This is a genomic window from Agrobacterium sp. NPDC090273 (assembly GCF_044772305.1).
Lineage (GTDB): Bacteria > Pseudomonadota > Alphaproteobacteria > Rhizobiales > Rhizobiaceae > Agrobacterium.
This window is the reverse complement of record NZ_JBIVYN010000007.1, coordinates 288,751-308,755: the sequence shown is the minus strand read 5'-3', so window position 1 is coordinate 308,755 and position 20,005 is coordinate 288,751. Positions and strand designations below refer to the sequence as shown.

17 protein-coding genes and 1 riboswitch are annotated in these 20,005 nt (G+C 56.7%); of the genes, 12 read left to right on the top strand and 5 right to left on the bottom strand.

The window, feature by feature from the left end; genetic code table 11:
- The first annotated feature begins 106 nt into the window (after positions 1–106).
- Together ACIQT8_RS19750 and purH are read left to right on the top strand one after the other, a co-directional pair.
- Complete coding sequence (locus ACIQT8_RS19750; protein ID WP_400968598.1) at positions 107–1,765, top strand: heparinase II/III family protein; 1,659 nt, start codon at positions 107–109, stop codon at positions 1,763–1,765.
- Positions 1,766–1,860: 95 nt separating this feature from the next.
- The gene (purH, locus tag ACIQT8_RS19745; protein ID WP_400968595.1) at positions 1,861–3,477 is read left to right on the top strand and encodes a bifunctional phosphoribosylaminoimidazolecarboxamide formyltransferase/IMP cyclohydrolase; all 1,617 of its coding nucleotides are present in this window, start codon (positions 1,861–1,863) and stop codon (positions 3,475–3,477) included.
- A gap of 77 nt (positions 3,478–3,554) precedes the next feature.
- Here purH and ACIQT8_RS19740 read toward each other — a convergent pair whose 3' ends face one another.
- The gene (locus ACIQT8_RS19740) at positions 3,555–5,087 is read right to left on the bottom strand and encodes a UxaA family hydrolase (RefSeq protein ID WP_400968592.1); all 1,533 of its coding nucleotides are present in this window, start codon (positions 5,085–5,087) and stop codon (positions 3,555–3,557) included.
- A 46-nt stretch (positions 5,088–5,133) separates the two neighbouring features.
- Complete coding sequence (locus ACIQT8_RS19735) at positions 5,134–5,826, bottom strand: FadR/GntR family transcriptional regulator (RefSeq protein WP_400968589.1); 693 nt, start codon at positions 5,824–5,826, stop codon at positions 5,134–5,136.
- Positions 5,827–6,080: 254 nt separating this feature from the next.
- Between ACIQT8_RS19735 and ACIQT8_RS19730 the strand changes: the two genes are divergently transcribed.
- The 9 genes from ACIQT8_RS19730 (at position 6,081) to ACIQT8_RS19690 (ending at position 15,489) form a co-directional block, all read left to right on the top strand.
- The gene (locus tag ACIQT8_RS19730; protein WP_400968586.1) at positions 6,081–7,646 is read left to right on the top strand and encodes a sugar ABC transporter ATP-binding protein; all 1,566 of its coding nucleotides are present in this window, start codon (positions 6,081–6,083) and stop codon (positions 7,644–7,646) included.
- Positions 7,647–7,654: 8 nt separating this feature from the next.
- Positions 7,655–8,677: an ABC transporter permease gene (locus ACIQT8_RS19725; protein ID WP_262523543.1), complete on the top strand. Its 1,023-nt coding sequence runs from the start codon at positions 7,655–7,657 to the stop codon at positions 8,675–8,677.
- A 79-nt stretch (positions 8,678–8,756) separates the two neighbouring features.
- Positions 8,757–9,698, top strand: a complete 942-nt coding sequence (locus tag ACIQT8_RS19720) for an ABC transporter substrate-binding protein (protein WP_400968582.1) — start codon at positions 8,757–8,759, stop codon at positions 9,696–9,698.
- Between the two features lie 77 nt (positions 9,699–9,775).
- A complete protein-coding gene (locus tag ACIQT8_RS19715; protein WP_138795146.1) occupies positions 9,776–10,789 on the top strand; it encodes an aldo/keto reductase in 1,014 nt (337 codons plus the stop codon).
- 4 nt (positions 10,790–10,793) lie between these two features.
- Entirely contained in the window at positions 10,794–11,615 is an 822-nt protein-coding gene (locus tag ACIQT8_RS19710) for an amidohydrolase family protein (RefSeq protein ID WP_400968579.1), read from the top strand.
- A gap of 3 nt (positions 11,616–11,618) precedes the next feature.
- Positions 11,619–12,629 carry a zinc-binding alcohol dehydrogenase family protein gene (locus tag ACIQT8_RS19705; RefSeq protein ID WP_400968576.1) on the top strand — a complete coding sequence of 337 codons (1,011 nt, stop codon included), beginning with the start codon at positions 11,619–11,621 and terminating at the stop codon, positions 12,627–12,629.
- Positions 12,626–13,765, top strand: a complete 1,140-nt coding sequence (locus ACIQT8_RS19700; protein WP_400968573.1) for a mannitol dehydrogenase family protein — start codon at positions 12,626–12,628, stop codon at positions 13,763–13,765. The genes ACIQT8_RS19705 and ACIQT8_RS19700 overlap by 4 nt, the downstream gene beginning before the upstream one ends.
- Before the next feature lie 2 nt (positions 13,766–13,767).
- The gene (locus ACIQT8_RS19695) at positions 13,768–14,097 is read left to right on the top strand and encodes an L-rhamnose mutarotase (RefSeq protein WP_400968570.1); all 330 of its coding nucleotides are present in this window, start codon (positions 13,768–13,770) and stop codon (positions 14,095–14,097) included.
- Positions 14,098–14,211: 114 nt separating this feature from the next.
- Positions 14,212–15,489, top strand: coding sequence for an L-fuconate dehydratase (locus ACIQT8_RS19690; protein WP_262523531.1), 1,278 nt, complete (start codon positions 14,212–14,214; stop codon positions 15,487–15,489).
- On the opposite strand, the gene cobD is transcribed toward ACIQT8_RS19690, so the two are convergent.
- Positions 15,471–16,517, bottom strand: a complete 1,047-nt coding sequence (cobD, locus tag ACIQT8_RS19685) for a threonine-phosphate decarboxylase CobD (RefSeq protein ID WP_400968566.1) — start codon at positions 16,515–16,517, stop codon at positions 15,471–15,473. The two genes, ACIQT8_RS19690 and cobD, sit on opposite strands and share 19 nt — an antisense overlap.
- Here cobD and cbiB point away from each other — a divergent pair.
- A complete protein-coding gene (cbiB, locus tag ACIQT8_RS19680; RefSeq protein WP_400968563.1) occupies positions 16,516–17,481 on the top strand; it encodes an adenosylcobinamide-phosphate synthase CbiB in 966 nt (321 codons plus the stop codon). The two genes, cobD and cbiB, sit on opposite strands and share 2 nt — an antisense overlap.
- Here cbiB and ACIQT8_RS19675 read toward each other — a convergent pair.
- On the bottom strand, positions 17,468–18,925 hold the full coding sequence (locus ACIQT8_RS19675; RefSeq protein WP_400968560.1) for a cobyric acid synthase: 1,458 nt from the start codon (positions 18,923–18,925) through the stop codon (positions 17,468–17,470). The two genes, cbiB and ACIQT8_RS19675, sit on opposite strands and share 14 nt — an antisense overlap.
- Before the next feature lie 3 nt (positions 18,926–18,928).
- Complete coding sequence (cobO, locus tag ACIQT8_RS19670; protein ID WP_400968740.1) at positions 18,929–19,546, bottom strand: cob(I)yrinic acid a,c-diamide adenosyltransferase; 618 nt, start codon at positions 19,544–19,546, stop codon at positions 18,929–18,931.
- A gap of 131 nt (positions 19,547–19,677) precedes the next feature.
- Positions 19,678–19,894: riboswitch (cobalamin riboswitch) on the top strand.
- The last annotated feature ends 111 nt before the right edge of the window (positions 19,895–20,005 follow it).

The following is a 20,005-nucleotide window of genomic DNA, read 5'->3' as shown; positions in this document are numbered from 1 at the left end:
GAATCATTTTAAAATCGTAGATAGCGTTCCGGTCGTCGCGGTTCACTGACAAAAATAAAACATGTGAAACGGGAAACACAGCTTGTTAGGGTCTTTTGCAGGTGGCATGAGCGCCGCCGGTCTCGTTTCGCGCATGATATATCGTCGTGTGTGCATCGGTCTTGCGCCGTTGCATATCCACACATCGCGTCTGGCAAATGGCAGTCCTGATGGTCTTGTGGCGGCACCAACCGATCTTCGCGCAATTGATCCATATTTCGCCGAAGAGTTGTTGCATGGCCGGATTGGTCTTGCGGGACGTGTTCTGGAAACTGGCGGTGCCTCGCCCTTCCAGCTCGAGTGCCCCTCAATTGTTTTCGAAGAGCGGTTGAACGCTTTCAGTTGGTTGCGACACGTGCGGGCCAGTAAGTCTGGTGAAGCATGTGCAAGAGCGCGCCGGATCGTCTCTGACTGGATGTCGGTCAGCGGGAAGCGGACAAGTGGGATTGCCTGGTCACCGGATATTGCTGCACAGCGGTTGATCGCCTGGCTCTCGCATTCTCCTGTTGTCCTCAATGAGGCCGATGCCGGTTTTTATAGACGCTTTCTGAAAAGCCTGTCGTTCCACGTTCGATATCTCGATCGCATCGCCAAGCACGTGCCCGATGGCGAAATCAGGCTGCGAATAAGAATAGCTCTGGCCATGGCTTCGATCACCATTCCCACGCGAGCGTCGAAAATTGCGCGCAGTGGAAGGAAGCTCGCTCAGGAACTGGAGCGGCAGATCCTTCCCGATGGCGGACATGTTTCACGCAATCCGCGGGTGATGCTGGATCTGTTGCTCGACCTTCTGCCGCTTCGCCAAAGCTATATCAATCTGGGCCATGATCTGCCGCCCGGCCTGGTTCCTGCAGTGGATCGCATGTTTCCGGCTATCCGGTTCTTCCGCCATCAGGGCGGCGACCTTGCGCTGTTTAACGGAGCAACGGCGACACTCGCGAATGAACTTGTCTCTGTATTGCGCTATGACGAGACATCGGGAAAACCCTCAAAACTCCTCCCTGACGTCGCCTATCATCGGCTTGCAGAAGACGAGACGGTGATCATCGTCGATACCGGTTATCCCGGATCATCGGAGTTGTCACGCAATGCCCATGCCGGTTGTCTGTCGTTCGAGATGTCCTGCGGCCGGAACCGCTTTATCGTCAATTCAGGTTTTCCAAGGAACGCTGCACCCGAGTTTCAGGCCGCCAGCCGTTCGACTGCCGCCCATTCGACGGTCACACTCGCAGACACGTCATCGTGCCGCCTGTCACGGTCGCGTCTGCTTGGCCCCATCATGGTATCTGGCGTCAGCCATGTTGAAACGCTGCGCAGCAAGGCGAACGGCAATGACGTTCTACGGGCATCGCATGACGGATATCTGAAGTCCTTCGGACTGTTTCACGAGCGCGAAATTGAGCTCAACCCGACAGGTACAAAAATCAAAGGTCGGGATGCGCTGCGGCTTGAAGATGATGCGGCGAGAATGCCGAGCATCGCCGCCGTGTCGAGGTTCCATATTCATCCGCATATACAGCTTCATCAGGAAGACGAGGAATCCGTCTATATGCAGGCAGCGGATGGTACGACGTGGCTATTGACTGCTCCAGGTCTGGAGCTCTTCGTGTCTGGCGACATTTTCATGGCAGACGCGTCCGGTATCCGCCCCTCACAGCAGATTGAAATTGCCTTCAACCTTGCGAAAACCAGCGAAATTCGCTGGATCATCGAACGAAAGGCTTAGTGCTGTTTATTAATCCGGCAAGCTGTGTTAACGCGGCGGCAACCGCCGGATAATCGCCCTCCGGCCTGTCCTCCACCCATCACGGAGTAAGCCCGATGGCCGTCGCTTCCAAAAAAATCCCCGCCCCCGATAAGGTGAAAATTCGCACCGCACTTCTTTCCGTTTCGGACAAGACAGACATCATCGAACTGGCGGGCGCACTCGTCAAACTTGGTGTGAAGCTTTTGTCGACAGGCGGAACATCCAAAGCCATCGCTGAAGCTGGCCTGCCTGTCACGGATGTGTCGGATATTACCAAGTTCCCGGAGATCATGGACGGTCGCGTCAAGACGCTGCACCCGAATGTTCATGGTGGCCTTCTTGCCATTCGCGACGACGCCGACCATGTGGAAGCCATGCGCGCGCACGGCATCGAAGGTATCGATCTTTCCGTTATCAATCTCTATCCGTTCGAGGAGGTTCGCGCCAAGGGCGGCGATTACCCGACGACGGTTGAAAACATCGACATTGGCGGTCCGGCGATGATCCGTGCCTCGGCCAAGAACCACGCTTATGTGACTGTTGTAACAGACCCCAGCGATTACCCGGAACTTCTGGAAGCGTTGCAGGCGGATGATGGTCAGACCTGCTATGCATTGCGCCAGAAATTTGCAGCAAAGGCCTATGCCCGTACCGCCGCTTACGATGCTGTCATTTCCAACTGGTTTGCTGAGGCTCTGTCGATCGAGACACCGCACTACCGCGCAGTCGGCGGTGTTCTGAAAGAAAAGATGCGCTATGGGGAAAACCCGCACCAGAGCGCTGGTTTCTATCTGACCGGCGAGAAACGTCCGGGTGTTGCAACGGCAACGCTTCTCCAGGGCAAGCAGCTTTCCTACAACAATATCAACGATACCGATGCAGCTTATGAGCTCGTTGCGGAGTTTCTGCCGGAAACCGCGCCCGCAGTGGCCATCATCAAGCACGCCAATCCTTGTGGCGTTGCGACCGGCTCTACGCTCCTCGACGCCTACAAGCGCGCGCTGGCATGCGACCCCGTCTCTGCATTCGGTGGCGTGATCGCGCTCAACCGCACGCTCGATGCCGAAACGGCGGAAGAGATCATCCAGCTTTTCACCGAGGTGATTATCGCACCCGACGTCACCGAAGAGGCAAAGGCCATCGTTGCAAGAAAGCCGAACCTGCGCCTCCTGTCGGCAGGCGGCCTGCCGGATGCTCGCGCGCCTGGTATTACGGCAAAAACCGTATCTGGGGGTCTTCTGGTTCAGAGCCGCGACAATGGCATGGTCGAAGATCTGGATCTGAAGGTCGTTACCAAGCGCGCGCCGACGCCACAGGAACTTGAAGACATGAAGTTTGCCTTCAAGATCGCCAAGCACGTGAAGTCGAACGCTGTCATCTACGCGAAAGACGGTCAGACGGCGGGTATCGGCGCAGGCCAGATGAGCCGTATTGATTCCGCCCGTATCGCTGCGCAGAAGGCAGAAGATGCTGCTAAGGCCATGGGTCTTGTCGAGCCGCTGACCAAGGGTTCGGCAGTCGCCTCGGAAGCCTTCTATCCATTTGCAGACGGCCTTCTGGCCGCCATCGCTGCAGGGGCAACAGCGGTTATCCAGCCGGGTGGCTCGATGCGCGATCAGGAAGTCATCGACGCCGCAAATGAGCACAATGTGACGATGGTATTCACTGGCATGCGCCACTTCCGTCACTAAGCATTGATACCCAAAATGAAAACGGCCCGGAGATCGCTCTTCGGGCCTTTTTTATGGTCAGTGTTTCACATGAAACGTTATGTCACGGCACCGACCTGCCACGGCACGAATTCATTGTCGCCGTAATCATAAATCTCGCTGACGGTTTTCTCGCCGGAGGCCACTGCGATGATATGTTCGAAAATTCGTTTGCCGGATTCTTCAATGGTCTCAGCACCCGTCACGATCTCTCCGCAGTTCAGATCCATGTCTTCCTTCATGTGTTCGTACATTTCGGAATTGGTTGCGATCTTGATGCAGGGTGACGGTTTGAAGCCGGAGACGGAGCCACGTCCAGTAGTGAAACAGATGACGTTGCAGCCGCCTGCCACCTGGCCTGTTACGGCCACAGGATCATAACCGGGCGTGTCCATGAAGACGAAACCTTGCTCAGTCACGGTTTCCGCGAATTCATAGACGGCTTTCAATGGCATGGAGCCGCCTTTCGCGACAGCACCCAGTGACTTTTCAAGAATGGTGGTCAGGCCGCCCAGCTTGTTGCCGTGGGACGGATTGTTGTTCAGCTCATCACCGTTCCGTGCCGTGTAGTCACGCCACCAGTCAATCCGCTGCAACAGCTTTTCGGCAACGGCCGGCGTGACAGCCCGGCGTGTCAGAAGGTGCTCGGCACCATAAATCTCAGGCGTCTCAGACAGCACGGTGGTACCACCGTTGCGTACGATCAGATCGGAGGCGTATCCCAGCGCCGGATTGGCGGAAATGCCGGAATAACCATCGGAGCCGCCACACTCCAGCGCCACCTTCAGTTTCGATAGCGGCTGTTCGGTGCGTTTTGCGGCATTGACGATCGGCAGCATCGCCTTGATCTCGGAAATCGCTGCGTCAATCGTCTTGCGCGTGCCGCCATGCTGCTGGATTGTCATGGTCCGCAGCCGCTCGCCCTCCTCCATCTTGTAATGTTCAAGGATCGGAGCGATCTGGTTGGTTTCACAGCCAAGGCCAATCAGAAGAATACCGCCGAAATTCGGATGGCGAGCATATCCCTGAATGGTGCGGATCAGCAGGCGGTAGCCTTCGGATTTGGTATTGAGTGCGCAGCCGCCACCGTGGGTCAAGGCAACGACACCATCTACATTGTCGAAACCGTCCAGCCCGCCCTGCTTGTTGAAATAATCAGCGATGTAACGGGACACCGTGGCGGAACAGTTCACGGAAGCTATCACGCCAATGTAATTGCGCGTACCGACACCACCCAGACCGCGATCGTAACCCAGAAAGGTGCGGCGACCGGCTTCGGGCAGCATGCCCTTCTCTTCGATATCGACGCTGAACTGGTGAGCGTGCTCGGACGGAACCATCGCAAGGTTATGAAGATGTACGTGCCGCCCGGGCTCGATGTCCTGGGTCGCGATACCGATGACCTGTCCGTACTTCAGGACCTCTTCGCCTGACCGGATGAATTTCAGCGCGACCTTGTGCCCTCGCCCGATCAGATCAAGTGCTTTTAAGTCACCTCGCCCTGTCACGCCGCCGGCCGGTATAGAGCGGCGCGCCACTGCGACATTGTCGCCAGCGTTTAGCAAGATGGTTGCCTCGGAACTTTCACTCACGGGTTTTCCTCCTCCCGATATGCAATGCCTTCAATGTTTGGTGATGTCAGTCGTCTACCCAGCGTCGCTTGGAACTTTCCAGATGCCCGTGCATGGCGGCTTGCGCTAGCAGTGGGTCCCTTGCCTCAAGGGCTGCGAGAATGGTCTCATGCTCCTGCAGCGCATGCGCCCAGGTGTCACGATCTTCAAATTTGACGCGAAGCTGCGCAGAAATAGGGCTGTGCCGTTCATCGAACAGGTTTGCGACAAGCCGGGCTAAAACACTGTTTCCGGATTGTTCGGCAATTGTGACGTGGAACAGGCGATCCTGGTCGAGTGGTTTGCGGCCTGCTTCGATTTCCTTGCGCATGGCCGCGAGAATTCGACGGAGATTTGTAATGGTTTCATCCGTCATACGGCTTGCAGCAAGCACGATCGTTGCCCCTTCGACGGCTGCGCGTGCCTGCATCAGTTCAGACGGACTGTCGCCGAGCGATTTTGTGTGGTGCCGGGGCTGCAAGGGTTCTGCAGAGACGTAGACACCGGAGCCCATCCGGATTTCAACGGTATTGTCGATTTCAAGTGCGATCAGCGCTTCACGAAGTGACGGACGCGATACACCGAGTTTCTGGGCGAGTTCTCGTTCTGCAGGAAGACGGGCTCCAGGCTGAAACTCACCTGCTTCAATCAATTCCCGGATCTGGTCTGCGATCTGCTGGTAGAGCCTGCGTGGCTCTAGTATTTTGGCCTGACCATTCATGTGCGTTTTGCCGAAACCTTTTTTGATCGGTTATTTGGCCTTACCGTATCTTTATTGAATTCAATAGGCAAGTTGATGTTTATGCGACTGAAAATAATGAATTTTTTATGTTATCCCAGATAGTGTTATGGATCCTCATGCGACTCTGCATTGAGAATTTGGATAAATTGGCTTGACCATATCTCGAAACCGGCCTAACCATTCCGCCAATTCGCTGTCTCCCGACGGAGCGGGCGCGCGATTGGGAGGATGGGATGCAGCAGGGTGCATCGACGATTGAGGGCGGCTCTTCGCCTGAAGGTGTTGCGGCTGGAAAGGGCGAGACCCTTTTGCGGCTCGACAATATCAGCAAGGAATTTCCAGGCGTCAAAGCCTTGTCGGATGTGCATTTCGATCTGCGCTCTGGTGAGGTCCATGCGGTCTGCGGAGAAAATGGTGCTGGCAAATCAACGCTGATGAAGATCATTAGCGGCGTCTATCAGCCAACCTCCGGAACGATTGTCTACAAAGGCAACAAGGTTCAATATGCCTCGCCGCTGGAATCGGAAGCGGCGGGCATTGCCATCATTCACCAGGAACTCAATCTCGTTCCCCACCTCAGTGTCGCGGAAAACATCTATCTGGCGCGCGAGCCGCGCCGTGGTTTTCTTGTCGACCGCAAGAAATTGAGAGCTGATGCGAAACGCTGTCTCGATCGGCTGGGTGTCGATATCGATCCCGATCAACTTGTCCGTGGTCTTTCCGTCGCGCAGTGTCAGATGGTGGAAATCGCCAAGGCGCTTTCGCTTGATGCGGAAGTCCTCATCATGGACGAGCCGACCTCATCGCTGACCGAACAGGAAACCCGTCTGCTGTTCCAGGTCATTCGTGACCTCAAGACGGCCGGTGTTGGTATCGTCTACATATCGCACCGGCTTGATGAAATGGCGGAGATTGTTGATCGCGTCACCGTTCTGCGGGATGGTCGTTATATCTCGACGGACGATTTCCGAGCAATCACGGTCGACGATATCGTTACGCGCATGGTTGGCCGCTCCCTGGAAGACAAATTCCCTGAGCGCACCTCACAACCTTCAGACGATATCATTTTCTCGGTCGAGGGGCTCAGCCGCGCTGGCGTGTTCCAGGACGTCAGTTTTTCCCTGCGTCGAGGCGAAATTCTCGGTTTCGCCGGTTTGATGGGGGCTGGACGTACGGAAGTGGCGCGGGCGATTTTCGGTGCCGATGCGCTGGATGCGGGAAAAATAGTGTTCAACGGGCACGAGCTTTCCATTTCATCGCCACAGGACGCAATCGAAGAAGGCATCGCCTATCTTTCGGAAGACCGCAAAAGCGATGGGTTGGCGATCAAGATGTCGGTTGCGGCCAATACAACGCTTGCCAACATGAAAGAGGTTTCGAACCGTTTCGGCCTCATTGACTTCAAGAAGCACGATATGGTCGCGAAAAAATACGTCGACCTTCTGAATGTCCGTACGCCATCGATCGGACAGACCGTGCGACTTCTCTCGGGCGGCAACCAGCAGAAGATCATTATCGGCAAATGGCTGTTTCGTCAGTCTAAGGTTCTGTTTTTCGACGAGCCGACCCGCGGTATCGACGTGGGCGCCAAGTTTGCCATCTACAAGATCATGGATGAGCTGGCTGCTCAGGGCATCGGCGTCATTCTTATCAGTTCCGAGTTGCCGGAGGTTCTCGGGCTGACGGACCGTATTGCTGTTTTCCATGAAGGCAGGATTACCGGCGTGCTCGAAACCGCCAAGACCAATCAGGAAGAAATCATGCGCTATGCATCCGGCTACAGCCGACCGGTGCAGTGAGGAAACACATGTCGAATATTGCAGAACCCCAGAAGAGCTTCACGTTCAGCGACCGGCAGAAGGATATCATCCAGAAGTTTGCGGCGCTCGGCAGTCTCGTGGCGTTGACAATGGTATTTTCCGCCACCAGCAGCGCATTCTTCTCCGTCAACAATGCCATGACGATCGCGCTTCAGGTGACGTCTATTGCCCTTCTCGGCATAGGCGCCACCTGTGTCATCATCACCGGCGGTATCGATCTTTCGGTGGGCTCGGTTCTGGCACTTGCCGGCGTCGTTGCCGCACTCGCCGTGAAGGAACTCGGCATGCCGGTTCCGATTGGCATGTTGCTCGGCATTCTGACGGGATCGTTGTGTGGTTTCATCAACGGTCTTCTCGTGACGCGCTTCAAGTTGCCACCGTTTATCGCGACACTCGGCATGATGTTGATCGCCCGTGGCGTTGCCCTGCAGATTACCGGCGCACGTGCTGTGTCTGGTCTTGGAGAATCCTTCGGTGAACTCGGCAATGGTGCCCTCTTCCGCATCGTGACGATTGGCGATGACGGGTTTCCCAACGTGGTTTTCCCAGGCATCCCCTACCCCGTCATTTTGATGGTGGTGATTGCCTTTGCCGTTTCGTTCATGCTCAACCGTTCGATCCTCGGACGTCATATTTATGCTGTCGGTTCGAATGCGGAAGCCGCCCGTCTCTCCGGTGTGAACGTCGCCCGCGTCACCAACTTCACCTACATCCTGTCCGGTACACTGGCGGGTCTGACGGGTTGTGTGCTGATGTCGCGTCTCGTCACCGCACAGCCGAATGAAGGCGTGATGTACGAACTCGATGCCATCGCCAGCGCGGTCATTGGTGGCACGTCGTTGATTGGCGGTGTCGGTACGATTTCCGGCACGGCGATTGGCGCCTTCGTTATCGGCATTCTGCGCAATGGTCTCAACATGAACGGCGTTTCTGCCTTCACGCAACAGATTATCATCGGCCTCGTCATTCTGGTCACCGTCTGGATAGACCAGCTTCGCAATCGTCGCTGATGAAAAGGGGCTGCGGACCCTTTCCGCAAACAAGAACGGCATGGGGGAGGCCCGGCGTGCCGACAAAATGGAGGAAAAAATGAAAAAAATCGCGACTGCCCTTCTGACATCCGCAATCGCCCTGTGGAGCGTTTCCACCGTGCAGGCCGGTGAAATTGCCGTTATCGTCAAGACCGTCAACTCCACCTTCTGGCAGAACGTCCAGAAAGGCGCGGATGAAGCGATCAAGAACGCCTCCGGTCACACTATGACCTTCCAGGGTCCGGCATCGGAATCGGCCATTGCCGATCAGGTCAACATGGTTGAGAACGCCGTCAACCGTAAGGTTGCAGGCATCGTTCTGGCCCCTTCGGATCCGGATGCGCTGGTTCCCGCTGTCAAGAAGGCTTGGGAAGCCCGTATTCCGGTGGTGATTGTCGACTCCCAGCTCGCCAAGGGTGCGGAGCAATATTACCAGTCCTTCCTCGCAACCGACAACAAAAAGGCCGGTGAACTTGCTGCCCAGGCGCTGATCGAAAAGGTTGGCAAGGAAGGCAAGATTGCCGTGATGTCCTATGTTGCAGGTGCAGGTTCTGAAATCGGCCGCGTCGGCGGTTTCACTGACTACATCAAGGCCAACTCCAAGCTTGAAATCGTCGGTCCGTTCTATTCGCAGTCGCAGATGGCAACGGCGCTGAACCAGACCACCGACGTTCTGGCCGCAAATGCCGACCTCAAGGGTATCTTCGGTGCCAACGAGCCGACAGCCATTGGTGTTGGTCGCGCACTGGCTCAGTCCGGCAAGGCTGGCAAGGTTGTCGCTATCGGCTTTGACGGTAACCAGGATCTGCAGAGCTTCGTCAAGGACGGCACGCTTGCTGGTATCGTCGTTCAGGGGTCTTACCAGATGGGCGAAAAGGGCGTTGAAACCGTCGCGAAGCTTATCGGCAAGGAAAAGGCCGACAAGTTCGTGGATACCGGTGTGGTTGTCGTGACCAAGGACAACATCGACAAGCCGGAAGCGAAGAACGTTCTCTACTGATTGTCTGAACTCAGGATGGGTGCCGCTCGTGCGGCGCTCATCCGCCCAAGTCCCGTGTATTTTCGAAAGTGCCCGCAATGAAAGTCTCCGACACACGCAAGCTGCCTCGTCGCAATGTCGATGTTACCCTGATGGGTCTTGGCTGTGCCCAGATGGGTAATCTCTATCGGATTACGCCTTATGCGGAATCGAAGGGCGCTTTCGACAAGGCATGGGAAAGCGGTATCCGCTATTTTGATACTGCACCATTTTACGGCTACACCCGTTCCGAACGCCGCCTCGGCACGATGGTGACGGAGCACGATCGTAACGACTATACGCTGAGCACCAAGGTCGGGCGCGTCATGGTGCCTGACGAAACAGTTGGACCGGAAGAGGATGCCTATGTCGCGCCTCTGCCGTTCCGCCCGGTCTATGATTATTCCCATGACGGTATCCTGCGCTCGTTCGAAGCAAGCCAGCAGCGGCTCGGTGTCCTGAAGCCGGATATTCTCTATATTCACGATATCGGCCCTTACACGCACGGCGACAGACACCAGCATTACTGGGAGCAGTTGACGTCGGGCGGTGGTTTCAAGGCACTTGGCAGGCTGCGCGAAGAAGGTTCGACAGGTGCTGTCGGGCTTGGCGTCAACGAATGGGAGATCGTTCGTGATGCCATGGAAGTCTTTGACATAGACGTTGCGATGTTGGCCGGCCGTTATACGTTGCTGGAACAGCAGAGCCTGTCGTTCATGAATGCCTGCGCGGAAAAGGGTGTCGGCATCGTTGTCGCGGGCGCATTCAATTCCGGCATTCTCGCCGGTAACCGCAAGTTCAACTATGCTGACGCGCCTCAGGAGATATTGTCCCGCGTCGACGCGCTTCATGATGTCTGCGAGGAGCTTGGTGTTTCACTGCAGGCTGCTGCGCTGCAGTTCCCGCTCGCCCATGCTGCAGCCGTTACCGTTGTATCCGGTGCACGCAATGCCGAACAGCTTTCTTCCAACATCGGCTGGTTCGAACAGGAAATTCCGCATGAATTCTGGTCAGAGCTGCACCGTCGCGGTTTGATTGCTGAGGGTTCGCCGGTGCCGGGTGGAAAGGCCTGATAAAATGGTCATCGATGCCCACCAGCATTTCTGGCTGTTGAAGGATCGTGCAGGTCAATGGCCGCCACCCTCCCTGGAAGCCATCTACCGTGATTTTCTTCCCGAGGATCTTTTTCCCCTGATGCGAAAGGCGGGTGTGACCGGCACCGTTCTCGTGCAGACGATGGAAAACGCTGCCGATACCGACTTCATGCTGGCGCAGGCGGAGAAGAATGACTTCATCAAGGCCGTGGTCGGTTGGCTGGATCTGAAGGCCGACAATGCTCCTGCCATGATTGCAGGCAGGGCGGCGCATCCAGCCTTTAAAGGTGTCCGCCCCATGTTGCAGGACATTGCCAACATTGACTGGATCGATGACGTTGCATTGGAGCCTGCAGTTAAAGCCCTGATCGATCATGGGCTGGTATTTGATGCATTGGTTTTACCGCCGCACCTGCCGCATCTTCTGAGCTTTGCGCGCCGTTATCCCGCTTTGCCCGTCGTCATCGATCATGGTGCAAAGCCGTTGATCGCCAAGGGTATCTATGCCGGCTGGCGTGCCGATATGGCCGCATTGGCAGCGCTTCCCAATGTGCACTGCAAGCTTTCCGGTCTGCTGACCGAACGGGGAGAACAAAAGCCCGAGGCAGTACGTCCTTATGCCGAGACCATTCTTGAGCTTTTTGGTCCGGCAAGGGTGATCTTTGGTAGTGACTGGCCGGTCCTGCGGCTTGCTGGCGACTACCAGCAGTGGATCGATTTCTGCCATGAGATCATACCCCCCACAGACCACGCAGCTGTATTCGGCGGCAATGCCGCCCGTTTCTACAGACTTTCCGACAGGTGACCCATGCTGGCAATTTTCTGTGATACACCCGGTCAATTGAGCGCGCGCGAACTGCCTAAACCGGCGCGCGGCGAAGGTGAGGTGCTGGTGCGCATCCGTCGTATCGGCGTCTGCGGGACAGATTTGCATATCTTTACCGGCAATCAACCTTATCTATCATATCCGCGTGTCATGGGACACGAGCTCTCCGGTACGGTCGAAGAAGCGCCCGATGGAAGTGTGCTGTCGCACGGGGATGTCGTCACCATCATTCCCTACATGTCCTGTGGTCATTGCAGCGCATGCCTGAAAGGCAAGAGCAATTGCTGCCGCAATATCGGTGTTCTGGGCGTCCATCGCGATGGCGGGATGGTCGAATATCTGAGTGTGCCGCAACAGTTCGTGCTGAAGGCCGAAGGGCTGACGCTGGATCAGGCTGCGATGACCGAGTTCCTGGCCATCGGTGCGCATGCCGTGCGACGCGGAGCTGTTGAACAAGACCAGCAGGTTCTGATCGTCGGCGCCGGACCGATCGGTATGGCAGTGGCTGTTTTTGCTGTTTTGAACAGCGCTGTGGTGACGATGATCGATAGTCGCGCGGACCGGCTGGATTTCTGCAAGACGCATCTCGGTGTGGCGCATGTCGTCCCGCTCGGTGAAGGCGACAAGGATCAACTCTCGGATATCACGAGCGGCGATTTCTTTGATGTTGTCTTCGATGCGACAGGCAATCCGAAAGCCATGGAGCGCGGTTTCTCCTTCGTGGGGCACGGTGGCTCTTATGTTCTTGTTTCCATCGTTGCCAGCGACATCAGCTTCAATGATCCGGAGTTTCACAAACGTGAAACCACCTTGCTGGGCAGCCGCAACGCGACGCCTGATGATTTTGAGCGGGTGCTGGAAGCGTTACGCGCCGGGAAGGTGCCGGAAGCACTGATTACTCATCGTATGGCTCTCTCCGAGGTGCCGTCGAAATTCGCCGGTCTCACCGATCCGAAGGCTGGCGTCATCAAGGGCATGGTGGAGGTCGCATGACGATCGACACCCCGATCCTGCAATTCGGCACCAGTCGTTTCCTGCTGGCACACGCGGATTTTTTCATTTCGGAGGCTCTCGCCACAGGTAAGGCGATTGGACGTATTGCGGTTGTACAGACTACCAGCAGTGCGGAAAGCGCCAAGCGCATTGCAGCGCTTGGTTCTGACAAAGGCTATCCTGTTCGTATCCGGGGTTTGCAGGGTGGCGAGGTTATCGATCAAGAATATATGGGTGGCGCCGTTATCAGGTCTTTGACTGCGGCGAATGACTGGGGCGACGTTCGTGATATCGCGATGAAAGCCGATGTCATTTTATCCAACACCGGTGATCGCGGTTACGATCTCGATGCTGGCGACGGGCCTCATCTGGCGGCGGATTTCACGTCGGTTCCGAGGAGTTTTCCAGCGAAGCTTTGCATGCTGCTTCTGGAGCGATTTCAGAAAAATCCGGAGGTTCCGGTTTCGATATTTCCGTGCGAACTCGTTCCTCGTAATGGCGACAGGCTAAAATCCATTCTGCGCGACCTGGCGAATGCCTGGCAGTTACCGGCCGGATTTTCCTTCTATCTCAACGAGAAGTGCCGTTTCGCCAACAGTCTGGTCGATCGTATCGTTTCCGAAGCCATCGACCCGGTTGGAGCGGTGGCGGAGCCCTACGCTCTCTGGGCGATCGAAAAACAGGAAGGGCTGACGTTGCCCTGCCGCCATCCGGCGATTGTGCTGACGGATGACCTCAATCGATATGAGACGCTGAAACTGTTTCTGCTTAATCTCGGACATTCCTATCTCGCCGAGCGCTGGCAGCAGGATGGTCGTGCGCCGGATGAAACGGTACGCGAAGCGATGCAGGACAAGGGCCTTTCGGCCGATCTTGAAGCTGTCTGGCGTGGCGAGGTTTTGCCCGTCTTTGCCGCTGCCGGGATGGGCGATGAGGCGCCAGCCTATGTCGACGAGGTGCGCGAACGCTTCATGAATCCGTTTTTGGCGCACAGGCTTGCCGATATTGCCAGCAATCACGACGAAAAAAAACGTCGACGTTTCGCTCCGGTCATTGCCTGGGCCGAACGTCTGCAACTCTCCCTGCCGCAACCGAAGCTTCGTGCCGGCTTGGCGACTATCAATAACGGGATATGACGATGCAACGTATGGGAATGCTCATCGGCGTGAAGCCGGAGATGATTGCGGAATACAAACGGCTGCATGCTGCCGTATGGCCGGAGGTTCTGGCGCTCATCAGCGACTGCAACATCCGCAACTATACGATTTTCCTGCGTGAACCAGAAAACCTGTTGTTTGGCACCTGGGAATATCACGGCACGGACTTCGATGCGGACATTGCCAAGATGGCCGCCAGTGAAAAGAACCGGGAATGGTGGGCCTTCACGATTCCCTGCCAGCAGCCGCTCGAAAGTCGCAAGGATGGCGAGTGGTGGGCAATGATGGAGAACGTTTTCCACCACGATTAGGCTTTGGACAGAAAGACAGTCCGAAGCCGAAACAACGAGAGAGCGATGGATAACATTCTGCATTTTATTCCCACGCTCTAACCTATTAGTGACCCCTGACCGCGAGTGAACGGCATGACCAAGATTACAGATTTGCGCGTTTTCGATCTGCGCTTTCCCACGTCTCAAAGCCTTGATGGCTCCGATGCGATGAATCCAGACCCTGATTATTCCGCAGCCTATGTCATTCTCGACACGGACGAACCTGGTTTAAAAGGCCATGGACTGACCTTCACCATTGGTCGCGGCAACGACATTTGCTGCATGGCAATCGAGGCAATGCATCATCTGGTCGTTGGTACTGATCTTGCGACGGTTCTTGAAAATCCTGGCAAATACTGGCGCCATCTGACCAGCGACAGCCAGCTTCGCTGGATCGGTCCAGACAAGGGCGCCATGCATCTTGCCACCGGTGCAGTGGTCAACGCCGTCTGGGACCTGCTGGCCAAAAAGGCGGGCAAGCCTGTCTGGCAGCTTGTCGCGGATATGAGCGCCGAAGAAATCGCCGATATCGTCGACTACCGTTATCTTACCGATGTGCTGACCCGCGACGAAGCACTGGCGATTCTGAAAAAAGCCGAGGGTGGCAAAAAGGAGCGTATCGAGACGCTGAAGGCCGAGGGATATGCCTGCTATACGACGTCGGCTGGTTGGCTCGGTTACGACGATGCCAAGCTGCGCCGTCTCTGCCAGGAGGCAATCGATGCCGGCTTCAACCACGTCAAGATGAAGGTTGGCCGTGATCTGGAAGACGATATTCGCCGCCTTACCATCGCTCGTGAGGTGATTGGTCCGGATCGTTATCTGATGATCGATGCCAATCAGGTATGGGAAGTGGATCAGGCGATCGACTGGGTTAAAAAACTCGCTTTCGCCAAGCCGTTCTTCATCGAAGAGCCGACAAGCCCGGATGATATTGCTGGCCATCGCAAGATCCGTGAAGCCATCGGTCCGGTTAAGGTTGCAACCGGTGAAATGTGCCAGAACCGCATCATGTTCAAGCAGTTCATTGCCGAAGGTGCAATCGATGTGGTGCAGATCGATTCCTGCCGCATGGGCGGACTGAATGAAGTTCTGGCCGTTCTGCTGATCGCCGCAAAATATGGTCTTCCGGTCTGGCCGCATGCCGGTGGCGTAGGTCTTTGCGAATACGTGCAGCACCTTTCCATGATCGACTACCTCGTCGTTTCCGGGACCAAGGAAGGCCGAGTGATCGAATATGTTGATCACCTGCACGAGCACTTCATCGAACCCTGCGAAATTCGCAATGCGGCCTACATGCCACCAAGGCTACCGGGCTTCTCAATCGAGATGAAGCAGGAGTCGATCGAGACCTATACGTTCGAAGGATAATCGAATGTGCGCAGCGCGTCTTCGAGGCGCTGCCATTCTTCCTCGGTTGCGGGAAGGCCGAAACGAACATCATTCGGCCTTTCGTCAAACACGCGCACCAATATGCCGCTTTGACCAAGGTGGTCGAAAAGGCGTGGCGCGCGCTCATCTCTCGCCAATCTGAATAGCGACGTTCCCCCGACGATCGGCAAGTTGGCCTTTCGAAGAAGGGTATCCAGACGACCCGCCTGCATCGTTAGCCGGAGTCGTATGGCGTCCTGCCACGTCCGGTCAGCGAGCGCTTCCGTTGCGATATGCAGGGCCGGTCCCGATACAGCCCATGGACCAAGCCGGGATTCCAGGTCGGCGGCGATATCGGGATGGGCGACTGCAAAACCCAAGCGCACGCCCGCCATGCCGTAGAATTTTCCGAAAGATCGCAGCACGACAAGTGCATCCTCGTTTGTGATGCTGGCGAGACTTTCTGCAGTTCCGGTTTCAATGAAGGCCTCATCGACGACCAGCAGGCCGCCTTTGTGTCTCATTGAAGTGGCGATTGCCGACAGCGCGTCTCGATCCATGACGCGTCCATCGGGATTGTTGGGATTGACGATCGTCGCGTAGTCACAGGCCAGGAGGTCGTTGACGTACTGGACTTCCGTCATTGGCAAGCCTGCCATTCGGGCCGTTCGGGCGTGTTCGGCATAGGCGGGCGCAAGGACACCCCCTCGCCGTGCACCGCGATCGAGCGCCAGCTGTGCCAGGAGCGGCATCAGCATCTGCGTGCCTGGCGAGGCAACGATATGATCCTCGGAAGGTGCGCCAAAACTCTCTGCTGCCCGCTTCTTCAGTGCTGAAAGGGTGTCGGGTTCAGGCAGGCGGGCAAATGCGCTGGCGGGAATGGGCGAATGCGGATAGGAGTGCGGATTGATCCCGGTCGAAAGGTCGATCCATGGTTCAGGTGCCAGAGGAAACAACCGACGTGCCCGACCGAGATTACCGCCGTGACGGATCGCAGGTTGCGCCTTTTCTGGTACGTTGTCGCCCATGTTCCTTGCTCTCGCTTTTTTATCGCTCGTGATTGAACGTCTGACGGGATACCCGGACTGGCTTTTCAAGCGCGTCGGTCATCCCGTCACCTGGATGGGTTCGCTTATCGCCCTCCTCGACAAAAAATGGAACCGGGAAGAAGACGCATTTTCACAGCGCAAGATGGCGGGTTTGATGGCGTTGGCCGTTTTCCTCGGTAGCACGATGCTTGTCGCATGGATTGCCCAGTCGACCTTGTTACTTATGCCGCTTGGTCTTTTGCTTGTTGCGATCGTGGGTGCATCCCTTCCCGCGCAAAAGAGCCTTGAGCAGCATGTCGCAGCCGTTGCGACAGCCCTTGAGCAAGAGGGGCTTGAAGGTGGGCGCAAGGCCGTTTCGATGATTGTCGGGCGTGATCCCGAGAAGCTGGATGAGGCAGCGGTATGCCGTGCAGCGATTGAAAGCCTGGCAGAAAACTTTTCGGATGGTGTTGTGGCTCCCGCCTTCTGGCTTGCCATGCTCGGCTTGCCGGGCGGGGCGGGATACAAGGCGATCAATACGGCAGACAGTATGATCGGGCATCGATCCTCACGCCATGAAGCATTCGGCTGGGCGTCAGCCCGGCTAGACGATCTCGTCAACTTGCCAGCCTCACGACTGAGCGGCCTTCTGTTTGTCGTGGCTGCATTTTTTGTGAAAGGTGCCTCGCCTCGCCAGGCGATCCGTGCTGTTTTCCGCGATGCTCGCCATCATCGTTCTCCCAATGCCGGGTGGCCGGAGGCCGCGCTTGCCGGTGCGCTCGGTTTTGCGCTTGCCGGGCCACGTTCCTATGGGGGGCAGATGATCGAGGCTCGCTTCATGGGCGACGGCGGGAGACGTGATCTGACAGCGTCGGATATTCGCCAGGCTCTGCTTTTGGCTCGCATTGCGGATGGACTGTTGATCAGCCTGTTTGGCGTGCTTGCGCTTGCTATCGCGCTATAGCAAGCAATGCGTCGAGATCGAGATGGGTTTCCATGTGCTCAGCCAGCCGGTCGAGCACCGCATCGACGTCGGCTTCGTAGTTCAAGTGGGAACTTTCCGTTCCCAATCGCTGCAGCCAGACACTTCTTTGTGCATCATCGGCAAAAAGACCGTGAATATAGGTGCCGAAGACCCGTCCATCAGATGAGATTGCACCTTCGGTATGATTGCCGATTTTCGAAAAAGACCGTGTGCAGTCGGCTCCATATGTTTGTCCGACATGCATTTCATAGCCGGTGAACGATGTTCCATCGAAGCTGGTCCCTTGCACGGACACCAATCTCTTGTCGTCGGTAAGGGTCGTTGCGACATCAAGCAATCCAAGACCCTCGACCGTGGCCGGAGGGCCTTCGATGCCGTCAGGGTCTGAGACCATTTTGCCGAGCATCTGATAGCCACCGCACAGCCCAAGCACCATGCCGCCACGGCGCAGATGAGCCCTGATGTCGATATCAAGCCCGGATGTCTTCAGAGCGTTCAGGTCTGCGATGGTGGATTTTGACCCACAGAGCAGGACTAGCGCGCAGTCGCCGGGAATTGCTTGGCCCGGCCGGATGCGGACCAGTTCGACATCCGGCTCCATGTCCAGGGGGTCGAGATCGTCGAAGTTTGAAATATGCGGCAGGATCGGAACCGCAACGCGGATTTTTGCACCGTTTTTGGCGGTCTGGACATTGGAGAGGCCGAGCGCATCTTCCGCCGGCAGACGAGCGGCGTCGGGAAAATGCGGAAGAAGGCCGACGGTTTGCCATCCCGTTTTGGCAGCGATGATCCGCATGCCTTCGTCGAACAATGAAGGATCGCCGCGAAAACGGTTGACAATGAAGCCTTCTATCATCGCGGCATCGGCGTCATCCAGCACCGCACTGGTGCCGACCAAGCTCGCGATGACGCCACCCCGGTCAATGTCGCCGATCAGGATGACCGGTACATCGGCGGCACGGGAAAAACCCATATTTGCAATGTCGTTGGCACGCAGATTGATTTCTGAAGCGCTGCCGGCACCTTCCACCAGAACCAGATCGGCTTTTTGCTTCAGCAACTCGAAACTTTCCAGGACCTTCGGCATCAAACCCGCCTTGAGGCCCTGATATTCTGCGGCTTTTGCGTTGCCGGCGATCTTCCCTTGCACGATTACCTGCGCCCCGGTCTCGCTTTGCGGTTTCAGCAGGACGGGGTTCATGTGAACCGACAGCGCGACGCCCGCGGCACGCGCTTGCAGGGCCTGCGCACGGCCGATTTCACCGCCATCCGCCGTAACTGCCGCATTGTTTGACATGTTCTGCGGCTTGAAGGGCATGACGCTCAGGCCGCGCTTGACGAAGGCACGTGCCAGCCCCGCCACCATCAGCGATTTCCCGACATCGGAGCCGGTTCCCTGAAACATAAGGGCGCGTGCAGTCATGGATCAGAACTCGATTCCCGCCTGCGCCTTCACGCCCGCCTTGAAGTGATGTTTGACGAGGCTCATTTCCGTGACCATATCGGCGGCCTCGATCAGGGCTGGCTTGGCGTTACGGCCGGTGACGATGACATGCAAATCAGTCCGGCGTTTCTCAAGCGTTGCAATGACCTCTTCCAGAGGCAGGTAGTCGTAGCGCAGTGCGATGTTGAGTTCATCCAGGATCAAAAGACCGATGCTTTCATCGGCCATCAGGGTCTTGGCCTCTTCCCATGCCTTGGTTGCCGCGGCGACATCGCGCTTCAGATCCTGCGTGTCCCATGTGAAACCTTCGCCCATGGTTCGCCACTCCACCTTGTCGCCAAACAGGCTCAGTGCTTGCTGCTCACCGGTCGACCATGCGCCCTTGATGAACTGCACGACGCCGACACGCCTGCCATTTCCGAGCATGCGCAAGGCGAGCCCGAACGCCGCCGTCGATTTACCCTTGCCGGGGCCGGTATTGACCATCAGCAGACCTTTTTCGACCGTCTTTTCAGCAACTTCGGCATCCTGCACCGCTTTACGGTTCACCATCTTCTGCCGGTGTCGCTCGGCTTCGGCGTCGTTGATTTCGCGGTTCATCATGCATGTCCCTGTTTTTCGGCAGCGCGTGTGAACACCTCGCCGTGGAAGCGGCGACTATACCCAATTTGCCGCACCCGGCAATCCGCTGGCAGGGACAGCATGGCATTGACCGCAAAAGGCGTTCAGCCTAAGTGTATCGAGCAAACGGTCTTTTTCCGGCAACGGGGAAAGCTAAGAGGGAACACGGTTCAAGCCCCGTTGGGTCAATCCGTGGCTGCCCCCGCAACTGTAAGCGGTAAGCCCACACCGTGAAGCCACTGGACCGAACATGTCCGGGAAGGCGGTGTCAAACGGGTATCGATCAAGCCGCGAGCCAGGAGACCTGCCGTTCACGCAAAAACGTCTGCCGGGCGGGGTGCTCCGGCCAGCCGCTGAAATCGAACGAGCCGCCTTGCCTGGCAAGCGTGCCGTTTTCGAGATGCGCACCCCGAAAAGTTTTAAGGCGCGGAAAGCGAA

What these genes read in the sequence shown, in the direction of transcription:
- ACIQT8_RS19750 (WP_400968598.1), top strand. Translation starts at nt 107, where the DNA reads ATGAGCGCCGCCGGTCTCGTTTCGCGCATGATATATCGTCGTGTGTGC.
- purH (WP_400968595.1), top strand. Translation starts at nt 1,861, where the DNA reads ATGGCCGTCGCTTCCAAAAAAATCCCCGCCCCCGATAAGGTGAAAATT.
- ACIQT8_RS19735 (WP_400968589.1), bottom strand. Translation starts at nt 5,826, where the DNA reads ATGAATGGTCAGGCCAAAATACTAGAGCCACGCAGGCTCTACCAGCAG.
- ACIQT8_RS19730 (WP_400968586.1), top strand. Translation starts at nt 6,081, where the DNA reads ATGCAGCAGGGTGCATCGACGATTGAGGGCGGCTCTTCGCCTGAAGGT.
- ACIQT8_RS19725 (WP_262523543.1), top strand. Translation starts at nt 7,655, where the DNA reads ATGTCGAATATTGCAGAACCCCAGAAGAGCTTCACGTTCAGCGACCGG.
- ACIQT8_RS19720 (WP_400968582.1), top strand. Translation starts at nt 8,757, where the DNA reads ATGAAAAAAATCGCGACTGCCCTTCTGACATCCGCAATCGCCCTGTGG.
- ACIQT8_RS19715 (WP_138795146.1), top strand. Translation starts at nt 9,776, where the DNA reads ATGAAAGTCTCCGACACACGCAAGCTGCCTCGTCGCAATGTCGATGTT.
- ACIQT8_RS19710 (WP_400968579.1), top strand. Translation starts at nt 10,794, where the DNA reads ATGGTCATCGATGCCCACCAGCATTTCTGGCTGTTGAAGGATCGTGCA.
- ACIQT8_RS19705 (WP_400968576.1), top strand. Translation starts at nt 11,619, where the DNA reads ATGCTGGCAATTTTCTGTGATACACCCGGTCAATTGAGCGCGCGCGAA.
- ACIQT8_RS19700 (WP_400968573.1), top strand. Translation starts at nt 12,626, where the DNA reads ATGACGATCGACACCCCGATCCTGCAATTCGGCACCAGTCGTTTCCTG.
- ACIQT8_RS19695 (WP_400968570.1), top strand. Translation starts at nt 13,768, where the DNA reads ATGCAACGTATGGGAATGCTCATCGGCGTGAAGCCGGAGATGATTGCG.
- ACIQT8_RS19690 (WP_262523531.1), top strand. Translation starts at nt 14,212, where the DNA reads ATGACCAAGATTACAGATTTGCGCGTTTTCGATCTGCGCTTTCCCACG.
- cbiB (WP_400968563.1), top strand. Translation starts at nt 16,516, where the DNA reads ATGTTCCTTGCTCTCGCTTTTTTATCGCTCGTGATTGAACGTCTGACG.
- cobD (WP_400968566.1), bottom strand. Translation starts at nt 16,517, where the DNA reads ATGGGCGACAACGTACCAGAAAAGGCGCAACCTGCGATCCGTCACGGC.
- ACIQT8_RS19675 (WP_400968560.1), bottom strand. Translation starts at nt 18,925, where the DNA reads ATGACTGCACGCGCCCTTATGTTTCAGGGAACCGGCTCCGATGTCGGG.
- cobO (WP_400968740.1), bottom strand. Translation starts at nt 19,546, where the DNA reads ATGAACCGCGAAATCAACGACGCCGAAGCCGAGCGACACCGGCAGAAG.